The following is a 26,286-nucleotide window of genomic DNA, read 5'->3' on the forward strand; positions in this document are numbered from 1 at the left end:
AAGAAATAAGCCAAAAATTCTTCGAATTGAGTTTAATTAAGTACTTTACGTGAGAATTCACCGCGTTTTAACAGCACTGCTATGAACATAATAGCCACACCAACAGTCAGTGTATAACTATGCTCACCACCTATTAAAAACCCAATAGCATAAGCGGGAGTGCACAAGCCCAACAACCAAAAAAGAGTTGATTTTGATTTTCCGAACACAAGGTAAAGTGGGAAAACCAAGCTGTAGAAAAATAAAAAGCCTTTATAAATTGTTTCTTCCAGCGGCAAGTTAAATAGAGGAATAGAGCTTCCTTTCACATATGACAATAAACTTACAAAAAGCAAGGATACAAGTCCAATAGCGCTGGCGAGTAGTGAGGGTTTTATATATTTTTGAGTACTTAATTCACTGCAATGAGCGGCAATTGTGAATGCGGTTTGCAAAACTAAAAAGCCAATAATCGGATAAAGAATTGCAGATGGTAAGGCTTGTTTGAAAAATACTTCACCCAGGCTTCCCGCGTAACAAAACACCAAGACAAGCAAACTTAGAAACAAGACACCAAAACCAATAGAAAAACTTAGTTTCGGGTTCTTACTTTCCCTATAAGCTCGATGGAACGTGATGTCCAAATAAGGTGAAAAGATAAACCCAATAGCGAGTGGTAATACTGCATGCGGCCAATATTGCTTGGCGTTAAAGTTGATGGTTGGCCACTCGTAACCCAAAAAGCTTACAAATAAACCAATCGCAAGCAGATAAAAAGCTAAAGCCCAGTAGTTTATAAAACCTTTACTCAAATAAATCACAAAGCCAATTGCCAGCATACTTGGCATTAACAGGGGTTGATCAATCATTGCACCCAGCCAGCTAATAAAGAATAACTGGTAGGCAATTGTGACGTAAGAAAATGTCGCAATGGCAGGCTTATATTCACGCTCAAAAGATTGTTGCTGTTGAGGCTTTTTAAAATAAAAGCCCATCGCAATTGCACCGCCTATATTAAAAATAGTGAACGCAGCTAACGCTGGCCATCCGTAGTCTCTGTTGAGTATAAGAGGAAAAAAACCGCCTAGACACCAGAGCCATGAGCAAGCCAAATAAAACGCATTGTGTAAAGTATTAGACAAGCTTAGTTACCCACAGGCCACATATGAAAACTGATCGTGCCAGAGCCAATACGTCGTGTTGATTTATTCTTTTCTTTATTGGTTCTGAATACTTTTATCGTCATATCAATGTTGAATTTACCACCCGCTTTTAATTTTTCTGCTAACTCTTCTAAGTCAACATACGCTTTGTACATGATTGCATCGAGTGATGGTAATAAAAATCGGTAGTTTAGGTGAGTGCAAATCATTCGATATTCACCTTTCGTTAGCATGAACAAATAAGACCCTGCCGCTAATTCTGAGTTACCTAAAATTGCACCACCGGCCATAGTTCCATACCAATTTACGTTCATCCGCCTTTTTGGCAGGATCGCGTAATAGTCGTCTTCAACAAAGTTCATTTTCAGGCCACTTTTGAAAACAAAAGGCATGAAAAAGAAACTAAGCAGCCTATTAAAAAAGCGGCTTTTTATAGACAAACGATTAAAGTATTTTTCTAACTTTGGTGTTAATGGGATTGCCATGGATAACCTAAAAACGTAACAGTAATATTAACGATATAAATCGCACTAATAAAATATGGCGACATCTTAACACTAGTCGACGTAGATCGTGAACACTTCCGCTTTGCAAATCCCTAGAGTTGTTTGTAAAGCCCACGCATACCCATGATTCATCAGCAAATGTCGTCTAACTTCTCACATAGCGACATATCACCCTATCAACGTTTATTGTATGAATTTTCGCATATCTTTGATGAGATCTTTGAACGAAGGTTCGTTCACATACATCATATGGCCGGCTGGATAATACGTCATCGTGACCTGAGATTTTCTTATACCGTGTCGCGCAAACGTATATTCAGCGTCGAAGAAAGGAGTAATCATATCGAAGTAGCCATTGGCAACAAGAATATTGAGGTCCTTATTGCGGCGCATTTGCTCACTCAGAATGCGTGATACGTTAACAAACTCTGGTTCACCATACGCATTATCTACAATCGGCGACCAATCCCAATGGCGCCCAACTTCTGGGGAGTTAATATTGTAGTTTCTTTCCAAATCAACTTTCAGCTTTGCTTGGAAGTACTCGTTAATTGCAACTGCATATGCACTGCTTATGCTTTCGCTGGCAGCATCACCAGAGGGTCTACCGGCAACTTGGTCAATTTCAGAGCTAACATATCGTCCATCCAAAAAGCCAACGGTTTTGCCTTGCTCCCTTAACAACTCTTTTGAAAAGCGTGAAGTTAAAACTCGTAAGTCTGAACGCAGAATATAATCTTTATTGAGCCCAATGAAAGTAGCCATTTTCTGCGCTATATCGTTTTTTTGCTGTTCGCTTAATTGGTTACCTTTAAATAGTGCAGGCAAATATTCGTCAGTAGCAAAGACTCTACTTTTATCAACAAAACTTTCCAGTGATTCACCAGCTCCTGCTTTTCCATGGTAATGCGCAATAGCAGCAAGTGTGGGGAAAAACGTAACGTAGGCAATTAAGTTATCATCGATAGGCGTACTGCCCGTATAGTCCATAGCTTGGGAGATCATAACGATGCCATTTAGCGCTATATCTATGCCATTTTTTCGAAGTGCTCTCGCAACGCCGGCCGCTCTAGGACTACCATAGCTCTCACCAACGATATACTTTGGTGAATTCCAACGTTTATTTTTCGTTATCCAAATTCGAATAAACTCCGCGACAGAGTCGGTGTCAGCTTTAAGGCTCCAATAGTCTTTCGGCTCCCCCTTACCGACTAGTCTGCTGAATCCAGTTCCGATAGGGTCAATGAAAACCAAGTCCGTTTGATCGAGCAGGCTGTCGGGGTTATTCGACATCGAATAAGGGGCCGCACCATCATCTTCGTCAGCGGTGCTATTTACATCAACTTTCATCGGCCCCAACAATCCCATATGTAACCACATAGATGATGAGCCCGGCCCGCCGTTGAATATAAACGTCACCGGCCTTTTCGAGCCTTGTTTATGGTTGGTACGTAGGTAAGTTGTAGAGAAAAGGTGGCCCGTTACATCCCCATCTTTGTTGGATAATGCAATTTCACCCGCTACAGCGTTATATTTAACCGATTGACCACCAAATGTGCCTTTGTGTTGGCTTTTAAATTCAACGAGTTTTGGTATTGCCTTGTCGCTAGTCGCTTTGCTTTCGTCTTTATTTGCGGCTGAAACCTGTAAGGCAACAAGAGAAAGCAACAGTATCGAGAAGCGAAAAAAACTTTGTTGAAAATGGCGCATGAAGGTGTTCCAAATCTGAGATTAATTAGCGTATTAATAACACACAAACCAAGCGTTTGCACCAGAGCCAAACACGGGTTCTCGCAATCATTATATTTAAACTAGCTAGCTTTATTGCTTCTTTATTCGTCTTAATTCCTTTCGCTTGAGTAGGTGCTCCGGTAGGGTAAAATTCTAAACAAGCCCTATCGCAGCCAATTTACCCATTTAATATCCTCATTAAGCCCTCAAGATATAGCTCTGGTAAATCCGGACCGTTAAATCGTTTAATCAAATCTTCTTTCTCAGTGACTAATTTACGCATCACAAAAAAGCATTGATATTCGACTTCATCAAGTACCAATGAAAATTCTTCAATTTCGATAAAATCCGGTTTGCGCAGATTTGTTTGTAAATGGGTCAACCAGTCATGCTGAGCTTTACTGAGCACGCCGGATGCAATTACAGTTTGTTCCAATTGATGCAGTAAGGATAATGGTTTGAAGTCGCTGGAGTCAGCCATTATGTCTTTGTGGTTTTTGTATATTTTAGCAAACTCCTTAAACCATAAATTTAGTCTTTCGCGTTTGAGAATGCATACCTGAATTAATTGCTTGAATTCATCTTCAGAAAAGGCAGGTTTATATTCAAGGGGAAAGCGCTTAAACAAACGCATGAAAGCTCTATGGATGTTGGGATCGTACGCGGAACTGGGCACTTGCATAACCGCTAAGACAGAAGTCCATGAATATGGGCCATTCTTAACCAGTTTGCGATAAAGAGCACTGGCTTGATCAACTATAGCAATGATTTTACCCTCTTCGCACAATTGGCTGCCTTGTTTTCCAAAAGGATAGCCAAATCCATCCAGTCGTTCGTGATGCTCTAATAATGCTCGGCTGACGATGCTGGGTAGGTTAGGCACCATATCAGCAAAATGTTTGGCGATCACAACATGCCCCTGCATCATTTTCCATTCCTGCTCGTTGTATTGACCCTTCTTGTTTACTACATTGGGATCGATATGCAGGAGACCAATGTCGGAGAGTAGGTTAGCGAGAAATACATTTTCTATCGTCGTTGTGGGCTTCTTAAGCTCTTTGCACAATGCAAAAGCGAGTACTGACGTAGATAAACAACGCCCAAATACATCTGGCAAGCGCTCCGCTAAAACCGTCAGTTTTTGTGTGATTAAAGGATAGCGATTTAGTAAATGGAATATATCCTGAGCGTCGCTCAACAGACCACTTTGGCGAACAATGTCTGATACTTGCATACTTTCTAAGTGCTGCTTAAAGAAATCAAACGAAGTTCTTTGGTTCAAATTTGATGAAAGGACGATGGACTGTTCTAAAGGCTTGAGTAATTTGTGTTTAGCAATTTTTTGAGCAAGGCTATAATCAAATTCAAGGCCTTTATTTGCAACAAGAGAGCCCCGCTGATTGTATATATTTTCAGCTAAAATAACTTTGTTATTTTTACTCACCGCAGATAAGTGATTTAAATAATGCTCGTCGAACGTTTCCTTTAATAGAAGCTAATTCAATTTAAGTTTGTCAAAGATAATAAAAGGAACAACCCGTTTTGTTAAACGTTTCTTGTAATAGGGAAAATTCTTGCAGAGGACCAAAGTACCAAGCAGGATCTAAAAACCGATGATAAACAAAATCCACGCGCTGTTTATCACCGGCTACAAAGACAACATCAAAGATGCCAGATCACTCTTCGAAATATTTATTCTGAAGTTGCTGCGCTAGACTGCTCATCCGGCTTTGTTTCAGACGTATTATTCTGAACATATTTATCGAGCCAAGTATATTGCTCCCATAGTAGATGTAAAAGCGACTCGCGCGCACGATAACCGTGCTGTTCGTGAGGCAACATAACTAATCTCGCGTTAGCTCCAAGTCCTTTAAGTGCGGCAAACATTCGCTCGGACTGCATTGGGAATGTACCTGAATTTGGATCATCACTACCGTGGATCATTAGCATAGGCTCATCGATTTTTTCAGCATGGAAAAACGGCGACATATTCGCATACACATCTTGTCCCTCCCAAAAACTGCGCTCCTCACCTTGAAAACCAAAAGGTGTCAGCGTGCGATTATAAGCGCCACTTCTCGCAATTCCTGCCTTGAACAAATCACTATGCGCCAGCAAATTAGCCACCATAAACGCACCGTAAGAGTGGCCAGCTATCGCGATTCGATCTTTATCTGCTATGCCACGTTCAACGAGCACATCAACCGCCGCCTGAGCGCTAGACACAAGCTGCTCTCTAAATGAGTCGTTAGGTAAGCTCTCTCCACTACCAATAATAGGCATTTTCGGATCGTCAAATACCGCAAAACCTTGGGCTAAATGCGGCATTGGTCCCCAATAACTTACACGCACAAACTCAAAGGGCGACTCTGTTACCTGACTGGCTACAGCCGCATCTTTATATTCAAGAGGATATGCCCACATTAATACGGGCAACGGCCCTTGTGATTTGTCATAACCAGGGGGTAAGTAAAGCGTTCCAGATAGTTCAACTCCATCCGCACGGGTATAGTTTATTTTTTCTTTTTCTATTCCTACAAACGCTGGCGAAGGGTGAGGAAATTGAGTGAACTGCTCAATCTCACCAGACGCGATATCACGAATGAAAAAATTAGGTTGCTGAGTTTGTGACTCTCTTATAGTTAGCACTTTACTCGCCATATCATTTAAGGGCTGAATCACTCTTTCATAGTACGGTGCTTCCGATTCCCATAGACGCGTCTTTTCTTGTTTATTGAAGTCGTATTCATCCATAAACGGTATATTGCCCTTAGGCGATGCTCCGCGCCCAGTTAACAATACTTTACCGTCGACCTCTTTAATCACATCTACGCCAAACTCGTTAGTGTGGTAGACAAAGTCACCCGGATCTTTGTAGCGGTCGTTGTAGGAGCGTTCCTGAAACAGCACTTTATCTTGCTCTGGCTGACTTGGGTTGAACTTCCAAGAGCGTAGTTTACGATCGCTGAATCGCCAGTCACTTACCATGGCAAAATCATCATCACCCCATTCAATCCCTGCAAAACGACGCTCAATTTTCATCATCAATTTTGGTTCTGCATTGAAGGGTGCTTGCAATGAGTAAAGCGCGTCATGAAATTCGACATCTGCTTCCATTGTCCCACCGTCTTGAGCTTCAGCCCATACTAAGGTTGCGCCTTTATCTGAGCGCCATCCAATACTCCGACGACCTTCTTGAGTTGAGTCGAAACCCTTTGGAATACTCTCACCAGAAGGCTGATCCGCAATGGTTTTAACGAGCTTACCTTCAGGTGTCCACACTTGTGTTAACAGTGGAAAGCGGCTCGCAGGCACTAAATAAGAGTAAGGTTTCTTGTACTGAGCGACGAGTAAATATTTGTCATTTGGAGAATATTGATACCCTCTGATTATGCCAGGTTTGCCTAACTTAGTTATCTCACCATTTAAACTGATGTCGGCTAGTTGTGAAGTCGTCAAAAACGTAAAAAGCGCTTCATCATACGGCGTTTTAAGTAAATTAGAATATGTACGTACCGCTGCTTTTTTGCCATCACTAGTTTGTATAATAGGCTGTGGTTTAGCTTGTGTCTGGCTAGGCTTATCCTCTGGTTTGGCTATTGCTAAACGAGTAATGAAACCGCTAGAGTCTTTTTTCCAAGTATAACGAGCACCGCCAAGCGACGCGTTGATAGCTGCCGAGCTTACTTGCATCACCTGCTTTTTTTGTAGATCGTAGCGCCACAGTGTTAGCTTATCCGGCGTTTCCAATATAAATGCGAGATGCTTTGCATTTGGTGAAAACGAAACGCTCATTATTTTACCTTCAGGTAAACCCTCGATATCTATTTTGGTGTCACCGTCCATAGATCTTAGTTCTATACCGGTATAGCCCGTGCTTCTTGCGGGCGAAAAGTTAGCAGGATTGATTCTAAGCCCGGCGAGTGTTTCTTCCTCCTGAGCAAGCTCAATGATCGACTGAGCGCCTGGACGTTTTAAGAAGGCTATCCATTTGCGATCATCAGATAAAGTTGCGCCAGGCTGCCGAGGAGCATCCACTAAATCAGCCATCATTTTAGGTGGTGTTTGATATTCCGTTGCGTAGGCAAGTGGGCTGAGTGCACTACTCAGGAGTAGAGCCCCAAAAGTAATAACAGACGTCGCTTTAAAGATAAGCGTTGAGGATTTTACGGACATGCAGACTTCCTTTTCAGTTATTTAACTAAACAAAGTAATATTGCGAAAGCGAATTTTCTAGCCCAATACTTTAAGGTAAATGCACAGATTACACAATGCGGTTTAATTGAACTGCTTGATGCCAATGCTAAATGTCTTTCTCACTTCATAAACAAGCACAGTCCAAGTAAAGAAGGGGCTAAACTGGAGAGATAAGGATAACCAACTGTACCTTTTTTATGGTTAAAATAAATACCTCAAAGTCACTCAACCTTTGTCTTAACCTGTCAATTTTGATAGTTTCACTTAAGTCCAACAATGTTTGCCTTTAAGAAGCCCTCTTGCATGAGTTCAGTTACGTTAATCCAACCACAAATCAAAGAACAAATCGAAGCGTGGTATCAGATCTACCAAAAACTACCTGAGTCTCAGAAAGCAGTTCTGATGATACTGGCTGTAATATATAAACCAATTGGTATTAAAAGGTTGGAGCAAGTTGTTAGCATTTTGAGAGAGCGAGAGTTCTTGCCAAAATCAGCCAAAGACTACCAATTAAACGCCGAAGAAAGGAATAAGCTAAGTAAGCAGTCACTATTGATAGTCACTAGAGAGGGATTGCAATTAAACAAAGCGCTCGCCAATCGACTGATTGCAGATATTGGTAGTTGGCAAGTACCTTTTGAATGCACTGCAAGAGAAAAGCTACTCGAAATTATCATGGTCTGCGAAGAAGTCGCACCAAATAGCATTGGTCACGCGTGGCAGCCGAGAATAGAAGATAAACAACGTGCAATCAGAGATCTATATGTTTTAGGCCACATAGCGCAGGTAGAAGAAGCACTGGCGTTCAACAAAAATCCACAGATTATTGATCACAGTCTCAACAATATTTTAGTTGAGCTACTGTTTCTGCCTTTCGACTTAGCTCAATTTCTAACTTTACCGAGAACGATCCAATATCAATCATTCGCGACGCTGTTCCGATCTTTCCAAAAGCACGGCCTGAGTTGTGATTATCCGATTCAACTATTGGAAGAGTTTTGCGTCGCGATGCAAAGCAAGAGTGATACATACAAAGGATTTTCATCGCCAAATTTAGAATGCCAACATCTACTTGCCGAGCAGTACCTATATCAGATGCGCTTTGATGATTTCGAGCGTGTGCAAGTCGATAACGATAACAGCACGTATGGTTTACAACTCAAGGGAGCTTATAGCTTTCTCAAAGGTGAGAACCTGCAATCGATTCGCTTTTTCGAACAAGCTATTGTTGCCAAAAACAAACTGACAAAACGAAAAAAACAATACCTAAACGAGACCTTAGGCTATTTTTATAAACTCGCATTGATGGTCCAGGGAAACCAAGACAATGTGAGCTACTTTTCAAGCGCGCTGCAACAAGTTGAGTTTGAAGATAGTGACCGCAAAGTCAGTAGTGATTTTTTTATCTTAAGTCGCGGCGTGGTGAAGCCAGCACAGAGTCTATTGCACGGCGAAAAATATAATATCCATATTGAATTCGCTAGCGCCGATGAAGAAATTGATTTTTTCTGTCATGCCTTAGGCTACTTCAATTATTTACTGGCGCATATTTGGTGCAACCAAAGTAAAAATGAAGGTATGGCTACATTGGCACTTAAATACCAAGCGAAATTTGATCAACTCGCTTACCCACTATTTGCGAAGATGTGCGAGCAAATGGCAAGCAATTTTAACAACCAGGCTGTTGTTACAGAATATGGCTTAGTTGATGTTACTGCACTAATAAAAATCAAATCACAATGGGATCTAGCCCTAGATAAACTGATTGCACTGAATCCTAATGCCGAAACGAAGCAGTCATCAGTTACAAACACCGCGTCAAAGCCCGTTCGATTGATCTGGGAACTCGTTGACCATTATGGTTACAGCTTAGTTGCGCGAGAACAGAAACTCAACAAATCTGGCTGGAGCAAGGGCCGTGTCGTATCACTAAAACGTTTAAAAGAAGAAACTGAACTCTTCGACTATTTAAGCGAAAGTGACAAACGTATTTGTCGGGCAATAGATGTTTACCAAAGCTGGGGCTACTACTCCAAAGTCGAATATTCCTTACAAGGACTATCGGCGCTAAATGCTGCGGTTGGCATAGAAAACCTATACAAAGAAACTGACGAAACGCATACTCAGCCAATCGAAATAGTGAAGCGAGAGCCTGAATTATTGGTTAGCCAACAAGGCGATCAACTTTGTTTAAGCATTGCCGATTTATCCTCTGATTTTGATAATTACGAGGATGAGGATGGACCTGAGCATCAAACGAGCTATAACCTAAAGGCAATTTCTGAGCACACTTATCAACTCACCGTTTTTTCTGCAGACCATCTCAAGGTCGCCAAGATTATTGGAGAAGGCGGTTTATTAATACCAGTGAGTGCAAAACAAAAAGCGCTGGATGGTATTTCCGCTGTAGCGCCATTTTTAAATATTCAATCAGATATAGCTGAACTTGATACTGGGCTTGAGAGCCAAGACTGCGACCCCAATTTAATTGTAAACATTCAACCTAGTCAGCATGGCTTAGCATTCACTTGCGTAGTGATGCCATTTGGTGAAAATGGACCGGCTTATAAACCAGCCGTTGGCAATGCAAGTTTGAGCACTGAAATTCAAGGAAAGCGTGTCGCCATACAGCGAGATTTACTACGCGAAGAAACCTTATTGGACATGCTCGATCAAACTTGCCCGGCCTTCTTAGAAATGCCCGATAACGTGTTGTTGTTGGATGACTTACAAAGCGCACTCAGCGCCCTTGAACAACTCGAAACTGCGGTTAGTCAAGAAGACTTTGACTTGGTGCTGCGTTGGCCGAAAGGTAAAAAAGTCACTTTGAGTAAGGCCCTTGAAAGTAAGCACTTACAACTAGCCTTCACTAAGAGTAGTGAGTGGTTTGATATTACGGGTGAGTTACAAGTAAACAACGAACAAGTCATTGAACTGCGTAAACTACTGGAACTGGTGAAAACGAGCCACGGTCGCTTTATCGCGTTAGACACAGATCAAATACTCGCCTTGTCAGACGATTTACGTCTTAAGCTCGATCAACTCAATCAAGTCACCGACGAAGGTAAATTCCATCCCCTCGCGAGCTTTCAAGTAGAGGAAGCCACCGCTGGTATGCGCATGAAAACAATTCACGCGTGGGACGAACAAACCAAAAAAATGCACCAAGCGAATACCATACAGCCGAGGGTGCCATCGACTTTTCAGGCACAATTACGCGACTATCAACTAGTGGGCTTCGATTGGGCTTCACGTTTAGCACATTGGGGAGCTGGCGCTTGTTTAGCGGATGACATGGGGCTAGGTAAAACTCTGCAAGCACTCGCAGTTCTGTTATCTCGTGCGAACGAGGGCCCAAGTTTAGTCATTGCGCCTACTTCTGTTTGCTTTAATTGGCAACAAGAAGCCTTGAAATACAGTCCAACGCTGAATATTAAATTGTTCGCAGACGCAATTAATACTGAACAACGAAGCGAATTATTAAATAATTTACAGCCCTTCGATTGCGTGATCATCACGTACGGATTGTTGCAGCGCGAAAGTGAAATATTAAAAGCGGTGCATTGGCACACAATAATTGCTGACGAGGCACAAGCCTTAAAAAACCCTCTTGCCAAACGAACGAAAGCGGCGATTGCCCTAAAGGGTGATTTTAAGATGATCACAACTGGCACGCCCATAGAAAATGATTTAACTGAACTGTGGAGTTTATTTCGTTTTATTAATCCCGGCTTACTTGGTAATTTAAAACGCTTTAGCGAGCGATTCTCCCAGCCAATAGAAAACGCCAAAGAAGATAAACTAGCAGCGCGCAAAGCTAGCCAGGCGCTAAAAGCTTTGATTCAACCTTTTATTCTAAGACGAATGAAAAACCAAGTGTTGACTGAACTTCCGCCACGCACCGACATTAATATTCAGGTAGAAATGAGTGCGAAAGAGCGCGATTTTTATGAAGCCTTAAGGCTCAATGCAATTGATAATATTAGTAAAAGTGGGCAGCAAGCCAATGCGGGAGAGCAACGCATTAGAATGCTCGCTGAACTTGTGAAGCTTCGCCAAGCTTGTTGTCACCCTAAACTCATTATGGCGGAGAGCGATATTCCAAGCGCTAAGCTCGCCGCTTTGAATGAGCTACTAGAAGAGCTTAAGTTAAATAATCACAAAGCGCTGATCTTTAGCCAGTTCGTTGGTCATCTGCAATTGATAAAGCAACACTTGGAAGATCACGGCTTTCATTATCAATACCTAGATGGTTCAACCCCGCAAAAAGAACGACAAAAACGCGTGAACGCCTTTCAAAGTGGGGACGGTGATATATTTCTTATTAGCCTAAAAGCAGGCGGTTCTGGTTTGAATTTAACTGCTGCCGACTATGTAATTCATATGGACCCATGGTGGAATCCAGCAGTTGAGGAACAAGCTTCTGACCGCGCTCACCGCATGGGGCAAACACGGCCGGTCACCATTTACCGATTGATTGCACAAAACACGATAGAAGAAAAGATTGTTGCTATGCATCAACATAAACGTGACTTAGCAGATAAATTGCTGTCTGGTAACGAAGTTGCCGCTACCCTATCCGTTGACGATATGCTGAATCTGCTAAAGGAAACATTCTAATGTGTCGAAACTGCCACCGTGAAATGCATTTTACGGCCGCGTAAATCCACACTCTTTAGCAAAACTGTGACACTGTCACCAATTTCATAGCATACTTTCTTATTCGCTATTTTTTGCTTACTTGCGTCAAAGCTAAAAGCATCACCCGGTAAACTAGTGATACTCACTAAACCTTCCGCGCCCGTGTTTTCTAAAGCCACAAAAAAACCAGAACTATTCATGCCTGCAATTGATGCCTGAAAAGTTTCACCAATAAATGGTTGCATGTATTTGCACATCAAAGCACTTTCAACTTCTCTACTTACCGTGTCTGCCAAACGTGACTGCTCAGAGCAATGCTTACTAAGTACTTCGACATCATCAACACTGTATGGATAAGCATTCTTAGACATCGCTTTTGACGCTAAAGTATTGAGCTTTAGATGCCGTAATACACTTTGTAAACTCAATGATTTTTTAGCACCACGTATTTTCGCACGTATCGCTCTATGCGTTAACAAATCAGGGTATCGTCTTATCGGCGAGGTGAAATGTGCATACGCATCATAAGCTAAACCGAAGTGGCCCTGGTTTTTGGGCGAATATTCAGCCTGACTTTGCGAACGAAGTAGTAAGGTTTGAATCACTTTCGCATCAGCGCGATGACTCACCTTCTTCAACAAATCATTGTAATGATGTGAACTTGGCTTATCTCCACCACCGAGTGTTAAGCCCTTTTCAGATAGAAAAGCACGTAGCGCTGTTAACTTTTTCTGCTGTGGTCCAGCATGAACTCGAAACAAGCTTGGAATTTTATTCGTCTCTAAAAACTGTGCTGTGGCGACATTCGCACACAACATAAATTCTTCTATCATACGGTGAGCGTCGTTGCGTTTTACCGGTGATATATTGGCAATGTTTTTATGCTTATTCAGTTTAAGTGCGAGTTCTCGCGTTTCAAACTCAATTGCTCCTCGTTGATTACGTTGCTTCAACAAGACTTTAAATAAGGAGTGTAGATTCTTAACATGCGGCGCAATTGCTGGATTGGATTCCAAAGCGGCTTTGCCTAACTTACTGCTTGGTTTGCAGACCATAGCATTTGCTTGATTATAGGTCAGTCGAGCATGTGATTGAATCAAGCCTTCGCTAAACTCAGACTGGGTAACCAAACCCTTCGCATTGATCGACAACTCACACACCATTGCCAAACGGTCTTCGTTTGGATTTAAAGAGCACAAACCGTTCGACAGTGATTCTGGCAGCATCGGTACGACTTGATCCGGAAGATAGATAGATGTTGCTCGCTGTTGAGCTTCAATATCCAGTGCATCATTTGGTAACACATAGTGAGACACATCAGCTATCGCTACCAACAATCGCCAATCACCGGCTTTTGTTTTTTCACAGTAAACTGCATCATCGAAGTCTCTTGCATCCGCACCATCAATGGTAACAAATGGTAGCTGGCGGTAATCAACACGCGAGGCTTTGTCGGCTTCAGCAACTTGAGTACCGTGGGTGCTGGCTTCTTCAAGTAAGCTTTTGTCCCACAAACCCGATATGCCATGGCGATGAAGCGCTAATTTGCTCTCGATACCTGCATCGGAAGGATCACCGAGGACTTCAATTATTTCAGCCTGCGTATCTTGACGAAAGTTAGGATAGCTTGTAATTTTTGCCGTCACATACTGACCTACTCGAGCATCGCATAGCTTGCTTTCATCAACTTCAATATGTTGTGAAACCTTGGTGTCGTCAGGTAGCAAAAAGTAAGATTTTCCTTCACGCTGAAGTACACCAACAATTTGTGTTGTATTGCGTTCTAGCACCTTTATAAGATTGTTGTAAGCGCGTTTTGCGTTCTTATCTGGTTCAATTAGGACTTGTACAAGATCACCATCAAACACATGTTTGAGTTGGTTCTTAGGAAGAAACAAGTCTTTTTCAGTATCACTATAAGTGACGAAACCGAAGCCATCTGGATGAATGCTGATAGTGCCACTCACAAGAGATTCTGGGTCAATGAGTTGATAGCCTCTGCGTTGAAACGACAGTTGACCATCGCGCTCCATTGCACGTAAGCGTCGTCTAAGGGCTTCTTTCTCTTCTGGGGAATTTAGTGATAATGCATCAGCGATTTGTTCGCGATTTAAGTGCTTTTTCAAGCTACTAAATAGGCTAAGAATAAATTCACGGCCTGGAATGGGGTTATCGTAAGTTTGGGTACTTGATAATTGTGCGGTTTGATTCAAATTAATAAAATTCTCTTTGAGCCGCCGGTCGCTTTGTAATGGGTATTGTCAAACTAGGGATAAAATATTCTTAAGGTTGGGAAAATAATACGAATTAAAGCACAGGGCGGAAGGACTCGGTAAGTGAGCCGGTATATTGAAACGAGTTAAGTTGATGATGACTCGTTTAAAATTGATCTGTATAAGTTACTTTGTATAAATTGTTTCACTCACATTTGCATATGAGTGAAACTATAATTCATTGTTGCTACACGTTAATTAAAACGTATTAGATGCAAACGATGTTTTCTGCTTGTGGGCCTTTTTGACCTTTAGTCACAGTAAATTCTACGCGTTGACCTTCAGCTAAAGTTTTGAAACCTTCGCTTACGATTGCGCTGAAATGAGCAAAAACGTCAGGGCCAGATTCTTGTTCGATAAAACCAAAACCTTTATCTTCGTTAAACCATTTTACTGAACCAGTTGTTGTATTAGACATAATAGATATCCTAGAAATAATTAAAAAATTGCGCCAAAAAAATTTGTGGCGATTGAGCATGAAGAAAACGAATATTTAACTGAGGATAACGCGAAGTATTAAAAATAAACTATTATGACTAGAGTACTACAAATAACAAACATCGAGGGATACACATAAAAAAGGTCTTCTCTCAAACCTTGGGGCGCATCTTAGGCTCTTTAAATGGTATGTCAAGTTAAATCGAAAAAGTAAATTTGTTTAAATTAAAAAAGTACGCTTTGAAAACGACTTAAAAAATAGCAAATTGTAAGTTGAACTCATTGCTAAACGAGCAGGATTTTGTGTTTAAAAACATAAAGATTCTTCGCCCAAAAACACCGTCGCATGTTAACATCCACCCAATAAACCAAGCCGAAATCTCATCCACTATGACTCATTTTATAATCGCACTGGTACCTGTGCTGATACTTATCTTCATTGGGTATTGCTTAAAGCGGATTAACTTTATAACCGATGATGTTTGGGCCGGTATCGAAAAACTCACTTACTACGTCATGTTTCCCGCCTTGTTAATTCAGAATATTGGTAGACAAAATATTCATGGCACCCCGTGGCAAGAGATGTTTTTAGTCGTCTTTATTGTATTACTTGTCGCAGCCGTTTCCTTGTTTGCCATGTATAAACTTCAGCCTGAAATGAGTGCAAAAACCTATACATCCGTGTTTCAAGGCGGAATTCGCTTTAACACGTACATCGCCTTTTCTATATCGGCCGCTTTTTATGGTAAAGAAGGCTTAGGCCTAGCGGCCATTAGTGCGGGCTTCATGATCGTCTTTGTCAATTTATTGTGTGTCGGTACCTTTGTATTTTTTGGAAATAATCCATCGTCCAGTGGGAAGGCCTTCGTTAAGCAAATTTTACTTAATCCACTCATTTTTGCCTGTATTATTGGTTGGTGTTTAAGCTTGTCGGGTGTCGGGCTACCCGGTGTTAGTGCAGACGTGTTCGAAATTCTCGGTCGAGCAGCACTTCCCATTGGCTTGATGGCCGTGGGCGCAGCTCTGAAGCCAAGGCTTATAAAAGGTCATACAAAAGCAATTGTTAGTGCAAGTACTATGCAGTTTCTACTCAAACCGGCTTTGGTCATCGTATTATGCAGCGCACTCGGATTATCTACCTTAGTCACCGGTGTGCTTCTAATCGCATTTATTTCGCCCACAGCACCAAGTGCCTATATACTTGCAAGGCAATTAGGGGGTGATATGGAAGCGATGGCGTCCATTATTACGCTGCAAACCATACTCGCGTTTGCCGTCATGCCCTTGTGGGCCTTTTGGTTCTTAGTGTAATCACCCTCGATATCTTTTCAGCTCTTAAAAGGAACAATATTTAGTATGCCGCAAACTGATTCAGCTGTGATATTCAAGAATGGCCAGCGCATGTCGAATAGATTTATGTTAGCTCCGCTTACCAATGGCCAAAGTCATGATGACGGAAAGCTATCAGATGAAGAATACCATTGGTTAACGATGCGTGCTGAAGGCGGTTTTGGCTTAACCATGACTTGTGCTTCACATGTTCAATTTATAGGTAAAGGATTTGCTGGCCAATTGGGAATTTATGACGATGCACATATTGATGGGCACAAACGTTTAGCAGCCGCAATAAAATCGAATGATAGTTTAGCCATAATTCAATTGCATCACGCCGGTATGCGCTCGCCTGAAGATGAAATTCAAGAACAGCCTGTATCCGCATCAGATATCGAAAAGCATAATGCCCGAGCATTGTCGTTGCTTGAAGTGCAGCAATTACGTGATGACTTCATTGCCGCTGCGCGCAGAGCTCAAATAAGTGGTTATGATGGCATTGAGGTACATGGCGCACATGGCTATATCCTTAGCCAGTTCTTAAGTGCTGAGATCAACAAACGTAACGACGAATATGGCGGTGATTTACAAAATAGAGCAAGGCTTCTTTTCGAAATAATCGATGGAATTAGAGTCGCGTGCGGAGCTGATTTTTTATTGGGTGTGCGCCTATCGCCTGAACGCTTTGGCATGCAATTGAGCGAAATGAAAACTCTGTGTCAGCAACTTGTTGATGAACATGATATCGATTTTATCGACCTTTCACTTTGGGATGTTTTTAAACAAACGGAAGAAGTGCAGCATCAAAGCAAAAGCTTGTTGGAACACTTTACTGAAATCGATTACAAAGACGTAAAGTTGACTGTTGCAGGCAAAATTAATACAGGTAAAGATGTTCAAGCAATATTAGATGCCGGTGTCGATTTCGTTACTATTGGCCGAGCGGCAATTCTGCATCACGACTTCCCAAAGTTAGTGATCAGCAATCTTGATTTTGAGCCTGTAAAACTCCCCGTTAGCGAGGCGTATCTAGCGCAAGAAGGTTTAAGTGAGAAATTCATTACCTATATGAAAAACTGGGATGGCTTCGTTGCCTCACCTTTTCATTATGAAACCACGTATACATTGGATAAAAGCCACTTTAGTGAAACCTTCGACGAATCAATGACCCAGAACAGAACCGGGAAGGCATATTTTAAATCTATAGGTTTAGCATTGGCAGGATTCGCCATTCTCCTATTCACCGATTTTAGCCCCTACGTAGCTTGGTTTCTTGTTGCTATAGGCGGCGTTGATGCGCTCGGTATCTACTACCGAAAACCTTGGTGGCTAGCAAGACAAATGGTCAGTCAGGCCGCAAATAACAAACTAAGCTTAAGCATCGACGAGAATGGCGTAATGAGTAAATCGTTCGCTGTTGAAAGTCGCTTAGCATGGTCAGAGATTGAGAGGATAGAGCGAACTAAACAGGGTTGGTTGCTTTATTATCCTGCGGGAAGAAGCTACCTATCGGCTCGTTGCTTGTCTGAAGAAGCGAATAAGTTTGTGAGTGAACAAGCTGCGTTGAAATTAAAACAATAGCAGCTTTCCCAGCCACTCCCTAACCGTCGTTCTTGCGCAGGCAAGAACCTCCCAAACCCCAAAGAAGAATCTCAAACACAAGCAAAATGGACTTTTCACCAATTCGACCTATGCTTAATATGAAGTCACTTAACGGAGTTTGCAGCTCGTTACAAAGCAGACAATAATACTTTTACCTCAAAGGACTAAGTATGAAACACAGCGGAGTGGATAAGCCAACAGCACAAGGCTTGTTGGCCTTAAAGCAGCGAATTGCCGATCATAAAATCGTTCCTTCAATTAAAGACAAAACTATCAACCTTGCCACGTGGAATATTCGCGAATTCGGCAGAAAAACACGATTAGATTCATCAATTCATTTTATTGCCGAAATTCTCAGTCAATTTGATTTGATTGCAATTACAGAGTTACGCAAAAACCTCGACGATTTAAAGCGTGTGATGAAAGTGTTAGGTCCCTATTGGGATGTTATCTATTCTGACTATGTTGCTGATTGGGGCGGTAACTGGGAGCGCATAGCTTACGTTTATGACAAGCGAAACGTCCGCTTCACTGGTTTAGCTGCTGAAGCTGACTCGCCTCGAAAAAAGAACAAACGAACGGGCGAATATGAAACTGAATTCGATTGGTGGCGAAAGCCTTATATCGCCTCGTTTAAATCGGGTAATTTTGACTTCGTGTTAATTTCAGCACATATTCGCTGGGGTAAAAGTGGGCGCGCTAGAGTAAAGCCGCTTAAATTGCTAGCTGAGTGGGTAGAAAAACGTAGATCAGATGTGCATACCGATGACACCGACCTTATCGTGATGGGCGATTTCAACATTCCCAGAGTGGGCGATTCATTATACAAAGCCATCACCAGCAAAGGGATGAAAGCCCCAGAAGCACTGCTTGGATTGAAACATGGTTCAAACCTCGCAAAAAATAAACGTTACGATCAAATCCTCCACCATCCTAGCTACACAAATTGTTTTACTAATCACGCTGGTGTACTCGACTTCTATGCCAATGACATCGCTTCGTTATTTCCTGAACAAAACATGTCTAAACGTGCCTTCACTTATCAACTATCCGATCATTTACCCTTATGGATTCAGATTGCAGTTGATACTGAGAAAGAAGAGCTGGAAGCAATTGTATTGAATGATACGGACAACTAGATTAACGCAAGTTATCCTGAATCTATCCCATAAAACCAAGCATGCCGAAAGCAAAAAAAGTTATTAATTATCGAAACCTCAGGGTCTTTGATTTATTGGCTTGCAATTTGCTACATATCCTTAGCAGTGTTTGTGAATCTAACATCGCAATACTCAAAACTATTGAGCGGATTTGAATTGTTATACAACGAAGTTCGATAGTGCATTTTGAAATGATTGAATACGACAGCAACTCAATTGAGCGTTTTGAATTCAATTATCATCAGTCGGCCTTGTAACTGAGGCCCTATTTTGGAGGCAGTATGTCATCAAGTAAAATATCAGCAGAGCGAGCGTTAACGGCATTTGCAGGGATTATGATTTTAATATCAGTTGCACTTACGGTATGGATTCATCCCAACTTTGTTTGGTTCACCGTTTTTATCGGCGCCAACTTATTTCAACAAAGCTTCACCGGTTTTTGCCCAGCGACCATTATTTTGAAAAAAGTATTCGGCTTCAAAACCGAAAAGGAACTAGCGACGAGCAGCTAGTTGTTACATGTTTCGGAGCCAAAACCAATCACCAAAACTGACATAAACGTCACAAATAGAGACAAATTTGTCAATGGAATCCAAACAACGAGATTTGTGCTATCCAGAAAATTCGTAATTTACCATTGTAAACATATGCTTGAATAAGTGGCACGAGTCTTGTTAACAAGTATTTCTCAAACTATAGATTACGCTCGTCTCATTATAAAAATAGGAATAATCATGGCTAAGATTGTTTTGTTAGGCGCGGGTACAGGCGGTATACCTGCGGCATATGAAACAAAAGAAATACTGGCCAACGATTATGTTCTGAAAGCGTTTGGTATTGAGCGTTTAGGATAGCAATAAGGTGAACTAATAATGAAAAATATACTTGTCTATGCATCGCTTTTTAGCGCCTTATATTCGCCAATTTCAGCTTATGCGGATACTGGTATTGGCGAGCAAAAACAGAAGGAAGAGCTAACTCAGCAAGCGAAGTTGAAAATGAAAGCGTTCGCATCTCAACTTAAAACTGAATTGCTTGCTGCCATCCAGACTGGAGGTCTAGAAGCCGGTGTGGAAGTTTGTCACTCCAAAGCACCTAAAATTGCACAGAGTCTGTCTACAGATAACTGGACTGTAGCACGAACCAGTCTTAAAACACGCAATTTGCAAAATAAACCCGATCAATGGGAATCCGATTCCCTAGCCTTATTTGACAAAAATTATAAGGAAGGTGTCAAAGCAGCAGACCTTGTCGTTAGTTCATTAGAGGAAGATCGTTTTCGCCTGATGAAAGCGATACCGATGGATAATGTTTGTCTTGCTTGCCACGGCAGCAATATCGATCCTAAACTACAAAAGACGATTCAAAAGTATTATCCAGAAGACCGAGCGATTGGGTTTTCTATGGAAGATATTAGAGGCGCATTTACCTTGCAAAAAGACCTTAGTCAAAACGCTGAATAAAATTGCGAGTGGTGAAGGTCTTGAGTTTTGAGAATGCAACTTTGCGTGGTCTGTTGCAAGCCTAGTGAAAACCAATAAAGTGCACTATTCGCTAGCAGCGATGTTTCCACTTCTTGTGAGACCATAAATAATTAAACGGCTGTTTTTGAATACTTTCTTCTAACAAATGATGATATTTGTGGATCAGTTCTAAAGGCGCAAAGCCCTCTGGATTGTCTGGTAGGATCCGTTCAACTTTGTACTGGTAGTGCCCAGGTTTTACATAAATAGACTCAATGTAAACGACGTTAAAACCTTTCTCTCTCGCAAGCTCTTCCCAGCCAGTTAATACTGCGGTTTTTTGATTTAAAAAATTAACAAATGCTTTAGGCTTCTTATACACTGCAGGGCTTTGATCACTCAAAAATAAATACAAAGATTTCCCATCGTTACCTTGCTGTTTAACCAGTTCCTTAGTCTCAAATGACGATATCAATTTAGACCCAGCTATTGCTCTACTTACCTTAAGTTTTTCATTCCAAAACTCATTTTTAATTGGATGATAGATACCATACAAATTTTCGTAGGGAGCTAAGTGACGAATACCTACCAACCACTCCCAATTGAATAGGTGACCGCATACTCCAATCGTGCATTTATTGGTAAAATCGGGGTCATCGAAAACTTCCGGATTAACTAAACTTGTTCTTCTTTTAAGTTCGCTTATATCTACCGAAAATAGTTTCAGTGTCTCCATCAGAGAAAAGTAAAAAACGCGATAAAATTGCCTAGCTATTTTATCGAGTTCCGCTCTACTTTTATCGGGAAAGCTATTCGCCAAGTTTTTCATAACCAGTTTCTTACGGTATGGCAGTATGTAGAAATTTAGGAAAGCGAGTATACGAGCCAAGAACAACAAAATAGGCATCGGTAAAAGCGAAAAACAGTAAATAACAGCGTATAAAATGTGGTTGCACATTTATTATGAATCTTGTTCTTTAGGAAGAGCTGAGTCTAACACTCGCTTTTTGCCATGGTCAACTTGCGAACAAACAATCTACCCTAGGTAAATAGCTTAAGCGCACTAAGTAATTGTGGGTGGGCTGTCACTTGTGCATCATGGGTATCCCAACCTCCTAAACTGACAAAGAAAAGCTGTCGTTGCTGCGATAAAGCAGACTGAACCGAAATCAAATCAGCGACCATCTTCAATTCATCCGCTAAGCTATTATTGCTCGGATATGCAGTGGTTCTTTGTGGCATGGTATCGAGTGCCGCTTGCACCAGTTGATTGTTAGCACGGGCCAAACCAGTGCAATCGTTACCCAGTGATGAATGCGAAATATTTATTGCTTATGTAGGAGGCGCTATGACAAATGTAGCGGCACAAGCGACACCTTGGCAAAACCGCGCACCCCACTTTACTATCAATGTGCACACTCGCTGGCAAGATGCGAAAGATGACGAAAGTTGTCAGCACTGGGCGCGGACATTACATGACGATTTAAGCGAGCACTCAATGGGTAGCGTTTATGTCAACTTTATCCCAGAGGGTGATAACGATAGTATTAGTGAAGCATACGGGGTTAACTTTGCACGACTCAAAAGGATAAAACAAAAAGTTGATCCGGCTAATTTGTTTAGAGTTAATCAAAACATCGTGCCCTAGCAGCTAGGGTTTTGAAGTTTCGTTGCTTTAAAACTGAGGTTTAGTTGAGTTTGCTTTACTGCTAAAAAGCCCGCAGATTATCAGACCTGCGGGCTTTAAAAAGTGTTCACATTGTGAGTTTATGCAATGCTTTGGACGGGATGGGGGGCTTGCATTATGCCGTCCACATAGAAGTTACCTACTTGTTTTTTTATTGCCTTTGTTAGATGGGAACTACTGCTGACACCCACCTTATACCCCTAAATTAATAATTAACTTTTGCATGTATAAAATTTTAATTGCATCTTAATTCCAATAACTCAATTTGCAATTCTCTCTCAACAAGTATCTCAGAGAGTTATTATTACCTACTGGCTGACTTATTTATCTCCATTAGCTAGGCTAGAATGCTAGGATCTTTATTAATCCAAATTCAAGTAAACTATTCTTGAACTAAGCGAAAACCGTAGGCATTTACGCGCTCTTTAAGTGTATCGTAAAGTCGATACCTTGACCGCATGCTATATGTACCGTCACTCCATGACCCACCTCTCCAAACTCGAAATTCGCAGCGCCCTTCAGTTTTAGCGCTTCCATCATTTTTAGGGTTCCACGGTAATGATTGTGGATACTCTGTGCTGTAACAATCTTGCGTTAGCTCCCACACATTGCCATGCATATCAAACAAACCAAATTCATTGGCATTGAACGAACCAACAGGAGCCGTCTCTTTGTTATCCCATTGACTGCCACAACCGTTACAATTTGCTTTGTTATTCCCTATTTCATCCCCCCAGCTATACTCTCCTAAACTGTTGGCTCTAGCAGCATATTCCCATTCCGTTTCAGTCGGTAATCGGTATTTTTTACTCGTAACTTTATTAAGCCAAGGGATAAATTCAGTAGTGATATCATTAAAACTAACGTTAATAACCGGACGCTTTCCGCGCCCCCAACCTTCATCATTGGGCAAGTATGTACACCCTTTTAAGGCATAACATGCATCCCATTGCGCAAAAGTAATTTCATACTTTGACATAGCAAATGCTGAAAGTATTGCCTCGTGTGCGCTGGCCTCATCTTCCGCACCCGTATCTGATCCCATCAAAAAACTGCCTGCAGGTATATTGACGACCTCTATCGAATGGTCAGTACTTTTTGCTTTTTCAATAAAACTTGGTGACTCCCTTTGCTCCAATTCAAGAAAAACAGTTTGTATTGAATCAGAGGATACGACTATAGTTTTTTCAGCATAAAACTCACGCGGTCCCCCGGTTGGCTTTATAGCACTGATTATATGCTCCCCTTCAGTTACTTTTAGAGAAAAAGCTGTAGCTTTCCCATTGAACGACGCCGAATTTCCTTTATTTACTCCATCGATATAAATCACAGCGTCAATAGGCGAGGTAGATATTTCAACCGTACCTTTTGGCAGCTCAGTACAACCATTGATAGCAAACAAACATAAAAAAACAAGTAGCCCTAACAATAATTTACTCATTTCAGTATTCTTCCTTTAATTTATTAAAATCATAAATAAACATTTTTAATGTCCAGTGACTCTGAAGACTATCATCAATAGTTTTTTTTATGTTTTCATCTTCTTTTAACACACTATCAGATACCCAAGTACGGAATTTAGCAACATATGAAACATAGTTTTCTAGTTTCTTTTCAACTTCAACAAGCTGTGAATGACTCGCCTTAGCAAGATTATTATCGTTTATACTATTTAAGGAAGCCCTAACTGAATCATATTTACGATTGAGTATTCTGAACATTAAGTTATGTTGGGTTATTGCTAAGTTTCTGATTCGCCTATTAATAGAAAATTTTTCTTTATACTCTTTACTGTCGAGTTTTAATTGCTCGATTAATGTTCCATAGACATTTTTCCACCCAAGTTTCATGCATCTCTCAAGTTCTATATCATCATCATTGCTATCGAGTAACGCACTGTTGGGCTTTATGGCTTCAATGCACTCCGTTCTCTCACTTATAGACTCAGTATATTTACTGTAAATAATAAATCTCTCAGAATTTTTATTTTCTGCATACTCATAATTAAGTGCCAAGTATTTCAGCGCCAATTTTTCATTACCTAACTTGGCATATGCATTACCTAAACTAAGAAGATCTAGATCCTTTAGGCTCTTTTTTTGCGATAGCTTTTTGTCAGTTAATTCTGACAAATAAAGCTCCGCTATAAATACATAAGATTCAGGGTTTTTTGTCCAAAGAATTTTGTACTCGCTTTTTGTATATAATTTAATTCTTTCAGATTGTGATTTTGTCAACCGTAAAATACGCCTAAAATATTTTTTTTGGCTGGCAATTTCTACTTTGGGTAAGGCATCTAGAAAGTCGTTATAAAAACTATCCAGATCGTCATCAGACATTTTATTGCTTGCTTCTAAAAGCATTTCATATCGTTTTACTAATACATCCATCAACTTGTCATAGCTGTTATTTGATTTATACGCCCAACCTAGCTGTTTAAATATTTTGGCTTTATCTTCTGGTTTTGTCCTTAGCTTGAGTGCTTTTTCGTAGAAATGTATAGCCGAAGTATCGTCATCTAGCTGATACTTTGCATAGGCGATATTTTCATAAGAAGAAGCCAATTTCATGCTGTCTTCACCTTCTAATTCTGTAATTACATCAATCCGCTTTTGCTCGACACCAACTCGCTCAAGGTAGCTTTTTTTTGCGCCGTATACCCAACCCATTTGTCTATAAATAAAGGCTTTTTTTTCAGGTTTAGTCGTTAATGAAATCGCTTTTTTGTAACTCTCAATGGCTTCGTCGTATTTTTCTATTCTATATTTTGCGTAGCCTATATTTTCATATGATGGAGCAATATTTTCACTACTATCGCCTTCTATGCTTATGATTAAATTAAGCCGCTTATTCTCGACTACAATCTGATCTTCGTAATTTTTATTTGATTGGTAAGCCCAAGATAATTTTTTAAACAACGAGCCCGACTCAAGAATGTTATTAGTTTTGAGAAATTGAATGTATTTATTTAAAACTAAATCGGCCTTAGACCATTCCTTTCTTTCAGCATAAAACTCTATCACTTGTTGCATAGTTTTTTGGGTTATAGCAAAAGATAAAATTTTGTTAAATTTTTCATCAAGTTGAGATGATGTTAACGAATCAATTTTTTTAATATTATTAAGTTGCGCAGTAACTTCTTTAACAACGACTCTTTCTAATGAAGAAAATGAACTATTGAAGTCGTACCATGCATCATCTAATTGGTACACGTAAGCATAAAACTTTACCTTATCATTTTTCGACACCGCTTTAATGTTACTCAATGCAGTTAGAAAGTTTTCATGATTAAGATTTACTTTATTAATGATTTTTTCAGAAATAGTATTTTTAAATTGAGAAGTTATCGAATTAATAATTGCAGCCTTGTTTTTTACCTGCTCAGTTTTTAAGCCTACTAACTTTTCAATACCTTCATAAGGCAAGAATAACTCTTCATCCTCTTTACAGGCGATATAATCTTCGATCAACAAAGATTTTTCGTCAGTATAATCTTCAGCATATGAGGAAATATATGTTGCTAATTGAGGTTCCAATACCGTAGTCACTGGCAGTAACTGTTTAATCACTAATGGAATGTTTTTTCTACGTAATAAAAATTTATCCGATACTTTCTTGCCCTTTCTTAGGCGTTCATTGATTTTCATTGATGTTGAAAAGTATATATTTTCTATAGCGGTTGAACCATCCGCATCTAGAAGATTTGGCAAACCACCATGATCTAATATTATTTGAATAATATCAGGGTGGGCTTGTCTTGCAGCGTGCATTAAAAAGGTTGTTTCCATGTGAGAGCTTGTAAGATTGACGGGAACGCCAAACTTAAAAAGCTCATCAACTAAAGAGGCATTGTTAGTAAAAATTGCCCACTTAACAATATGATAATTCAGTTCATCTTCAGATAATGCCAATATATTAGAAAAGTCTTTGAGACTAGGTGTTGGCGCATCTGACTTGAATTTATTACTAATTATTTTTTTATTACATATAAGGTCACAATCCATACTTTTGACTGATGCTAAGCTACAATAAGTTGTAAAACATAAAACGAACCAAAGCGTTAACTTTAAATAGCTTTTTCTTAATAGGTTATTATTCAAAATACACTCCATGA

Annotated in this window: 18 protein-coding genes; 7 read left to right on the forward strand and 11 right to left on the reverse strand. The window is 40.5% G+C overall.

Going from position 1 to position 26,286, the window contains the following annotated elements; all coding sequences use genetic code 11:
- Nucleotides 1-32 precede the first annotated feature (32 nt).
- The 5 genes from ACKLNX_RS04790 to ACKLNX_RS04810 all read right to left on the reverse strand — a co-directional run bounded on the left by ACKLNX_RS04790 (nucleotide 33) and on the right by ACKLNX_RS04810 (nucleotide 7,555).
- Complete coding sequence (locus ACKLNX_RS04790) at nucleotides 33-1,121, reverse strand: hypothetical protein (protein WP_412971434.1); 1,089 nt, start codon at nucleotides 1,119-1,121, stop codon at nucleotides 33-35.
- Between the two features lie 2 nt (nucleotides 1,122-1,123).
- Nucleotides 1,124-1,627 carry a hypothetical protein gene (locus tag ACKLNX_RS04795; protein ID WP_412971435.1) on the reverse strand — a complete coding sequence of 168 codons (504 nt, stop codon included), beginning with the start codon at nucleotides 1,625-1,627 and terminating at the stop codon, nucleotides 1,124-1,126.
- Between the two features lie 204 nt (nucleotides 1,628-1,831).
- On the reverse strand, nucleotides 1,832-3,358 hold the full coding sequence (locus ACKLNX_RS04800) for a S10 family peptidase (protein ID WP_412971436.1): 1,527 nt from the start codon (nucleotides 3,356-3,358) through the stop codon (nucleotides 1,832-1,834).
- A gap of 199 nt (nucleotides 3,359-3,557) precedes the next feature.
- Nucleotides 3,558-4,823: an HD-GYP domain-containing protein gene (locus tag ACKLNX_RS04805; RefSeq protein WP_412971437.1), complete on the reverse strand. Its 1,266-nt coding sequence runs from the start codon at nucleotides 4,821-4,823 to the stop codon at nucleotides 3,558-3,560.
- Nucleotides 4,824-5,071: 248 nt separating this feature from the next.
- On the reverse strand, nucleotides 5,072-7,555 hold the full coding sequence (locus tag ACKLNX_RS04810; protein WP_412971438.1) for an alpha/beta hydrolase family protein: 2,484 nt from the start codon (nucleotides 7,553-7,555) through the stop codon (nucleotides 5,072-5,074).
- A gap of 324 nt (nucleotides 7,556-7,879) precedes the next feature.
- On the opposite strand from ACKLNX_RS04810, the gene ACKLNX_RS04815 reads away from it, so the two are divergent.
- Nucleotides 7,880-12,196, forward strand: coding sequence for a DEAD/DEAH box helicase (locus ACKLNX_RS04815; protein ID WP_412971439.1), 4,317 nt, complete (start codon nucleotides 7,880-7,882; stop codon nucleotides 12,194-12,196).
- Here ACKLNX_RS04815 and rnr read toward each other — a convergent pair.
- Nucleotides 12,193-14,430: a ribonuclease R gene (gene rnr, locus ACKLNX_RS04820; RefSeq protein ID WP_412971440.1), complete on the reverse strand. Its 2,238-nt coding sequence runs from the start codon at nucleotides 14,428-14,430 to the stop codon at nucleotides 12,193-12,195. The genes ACKLNX_RS04815 and rnr overlap by 4 nt on opposite strands.
- A gap of 268 nt (nucleotides 14,431-14,698) precedes the next feature.
- Nucleotides 14,699-14,908, reverse strand: a complete 210-nt coding sequence (locus tag ACKLNX_RS04825) for a cold-shock protein (RefSeq protein ID WP_411694320.1) — start codon at nucleotides 14,906-14,908, stop codon at nucleotides 14,699-14,701.
- Between the two features lie 323 nt (nucleotides 14,909-15,231).
- On the opposite strand from ACKLNX_RS04825, the gene ACKLNX_RS04830 reads away from it, so the two are divergent.
- The 5 genes from ACKLNX_RS04830 to ACKLNX_RS04850 all read left to right on the forward strand — a co-directional run bounded on the left by ACKLNX_RS04830 (nucleotide 15,232) and on the right by ACKLNX_RS04850 (nucleotide 20,485).
- On the forward strand, nucleotides 15,232-16,239 hold the full coding sequence (locus ACKLNX_RS04830) for an AEC family transporter (RefSeq protein ID WP_412971441.1): 1,008 nt from the start codon (nucleotides 15,232-15,234) through the stop codon (nucleotides 16,237-16,239).
- A 45-nt stretch (nucleotides 16,240-16,284) separates the two neighbouring features.
- Complete coding sequence (locus tag ACKLNX_RS04835) at nucleotides 16,285-17,841, forward strand: YcxB family protein (RefSeq protein WP_412971442.1); 1,557 nt, start codon at nucleotides 16,285-16,287, stop codon at nucleotides 17,839-17,841.
- A 191-nt stretch (nucleotides 17,842-18,032) separates the two neighbouring features.
- Entirely contained in the window at nucleotides 18,033-19,001 is a 969-nt protein-coding gene (locus ACKLNX_RS04840) for an endonuclease/exonuclease/phosphatase family protein (RefSeq protein ID WP_412971443.1), read from the forward strand.
- A 317-nt stretch (nucleotides 19,002-19,318) separates the two neighbouring features.
- Nucleotides 19,319-19,534, forward strand: a complete 216-nt coding sequence (locus ACKLNX_RS04845; RefSeq protein ID WP_411694568.1) for a DUF2892 domain-containing protein — start codon at nucleotides 19,319-19,321, stop codon at nucleotides 19,532-19,534.
- A gap of 360 nt (nucleotides 19,535-19,894) precedes the next feature.
- Nucleotides 19,895-20,485, forward strand: a complete 591-nt coding sequence (locus ACKLNX_RS04850) for a DUF3365 domain-containing protein (RefSeq protein WP_412971444.1) — start codon at nucleotides 19,895-19,897, stop codon at nucleotides 20,483-20,485.
- 91 nt (nucleotides 20,486-20,576) lie between these two features.
- On the opposite strand, the gene ACKLNX_RS04855 is transcribed toward ACKLNX_RS04850, so the two are convergent.
- Both ACKLNX_RS04855 and ACKLNX_RS04860 read right to left on the reverse strand, forming a co-directional pair.
- Nucleotides 20,577-21,443 (reverse strand): lysophospholipid acyltransferase family protein, encoded by an 867-nt coding sequence (locus tag ACKLNX_RS04855; protein WP_412971445.1) that lies wholly within the window; start codon nucleotides 21,441-21,443, stop codon nucleotides 20,577-20,579.
- A gap of 83 nt (nucleotides 21,444-21,526) precedes the next feature.
- Nucleotides 21,527-21,772 (reverse strand): hypothetical protein, encoded by a 246-nt coding sequence (locus ACKLNX_RS04860; RefSeq protein WP_412971446.1) that lies wholly within the window; start codon nucleotides 21,770-21,772, stop codon nucleotides 21,527-21,529.
- A 61-nt stretch (nucleotides 21,773-21,833) separates the two neighbouring features.
- On the opposite strand from ACKLNX_RS04860, the gene ACKLNX_RS04865 reads away from it, so the two are divergent.
- Nucleotides 21,834-22,133, forward strand: coding sequence for a BBE domain-containing protein (locus ACKLNX_RS04865; RefSeq protein ID WP_412971447.1), 300 nt, complete (start codon nucleotides 21,834-21,836; stop codon nucleotides 22,131-22,133).
- Between the two features lie 421 nt (nucleotides 22,134-22,554).
- On the opposite strand, the gene ACKLNX_RS04870 is transcribed toward ACKLNX_RS04865, so the two are convergent.
- Together ACKLNX_RS04870 and ACKLNX_RS04875 are read right to left on the reverse strand one after the other, a co-directional pair.
- The gene (locus ACKLNX_RS04870) at nucleotides 22,555-23,613 is read right to left on the reverse strand and encodes a formylglycine-generating enzyme family protein (protein WP_412971448.1); all 1,059 of its coding nucleotides are present in this window, start codon (nucleotides 23,611-23,613) and stop codon (nucleotides 22,555-22,557) included.
- Between the two features lies 1 nt (nucleotide 23,614).
- Nucleotides 23,615-26,272, reverse strand: coding sequence for a tetratricopeptide repeat protein (locus tag ACKLNX_RS04875; protein WP_412971449.1), 2,658 nt, complete (start codon nucleotides 26,270-26,272; stop codon nucleotides 23,615-23,617).
- Nucleotides 26,273-26,286: the final 14 nt, after the last annotated feature.

This window comes from Glaciecola sp. MF2-115 (genome assembly GCF_047250385.1).
Lineage (GTDB): Bacteria > Pseudomonadota > Gammaproteobacteria > Enterobacterales > Alteromonadaceae > Glaciecola.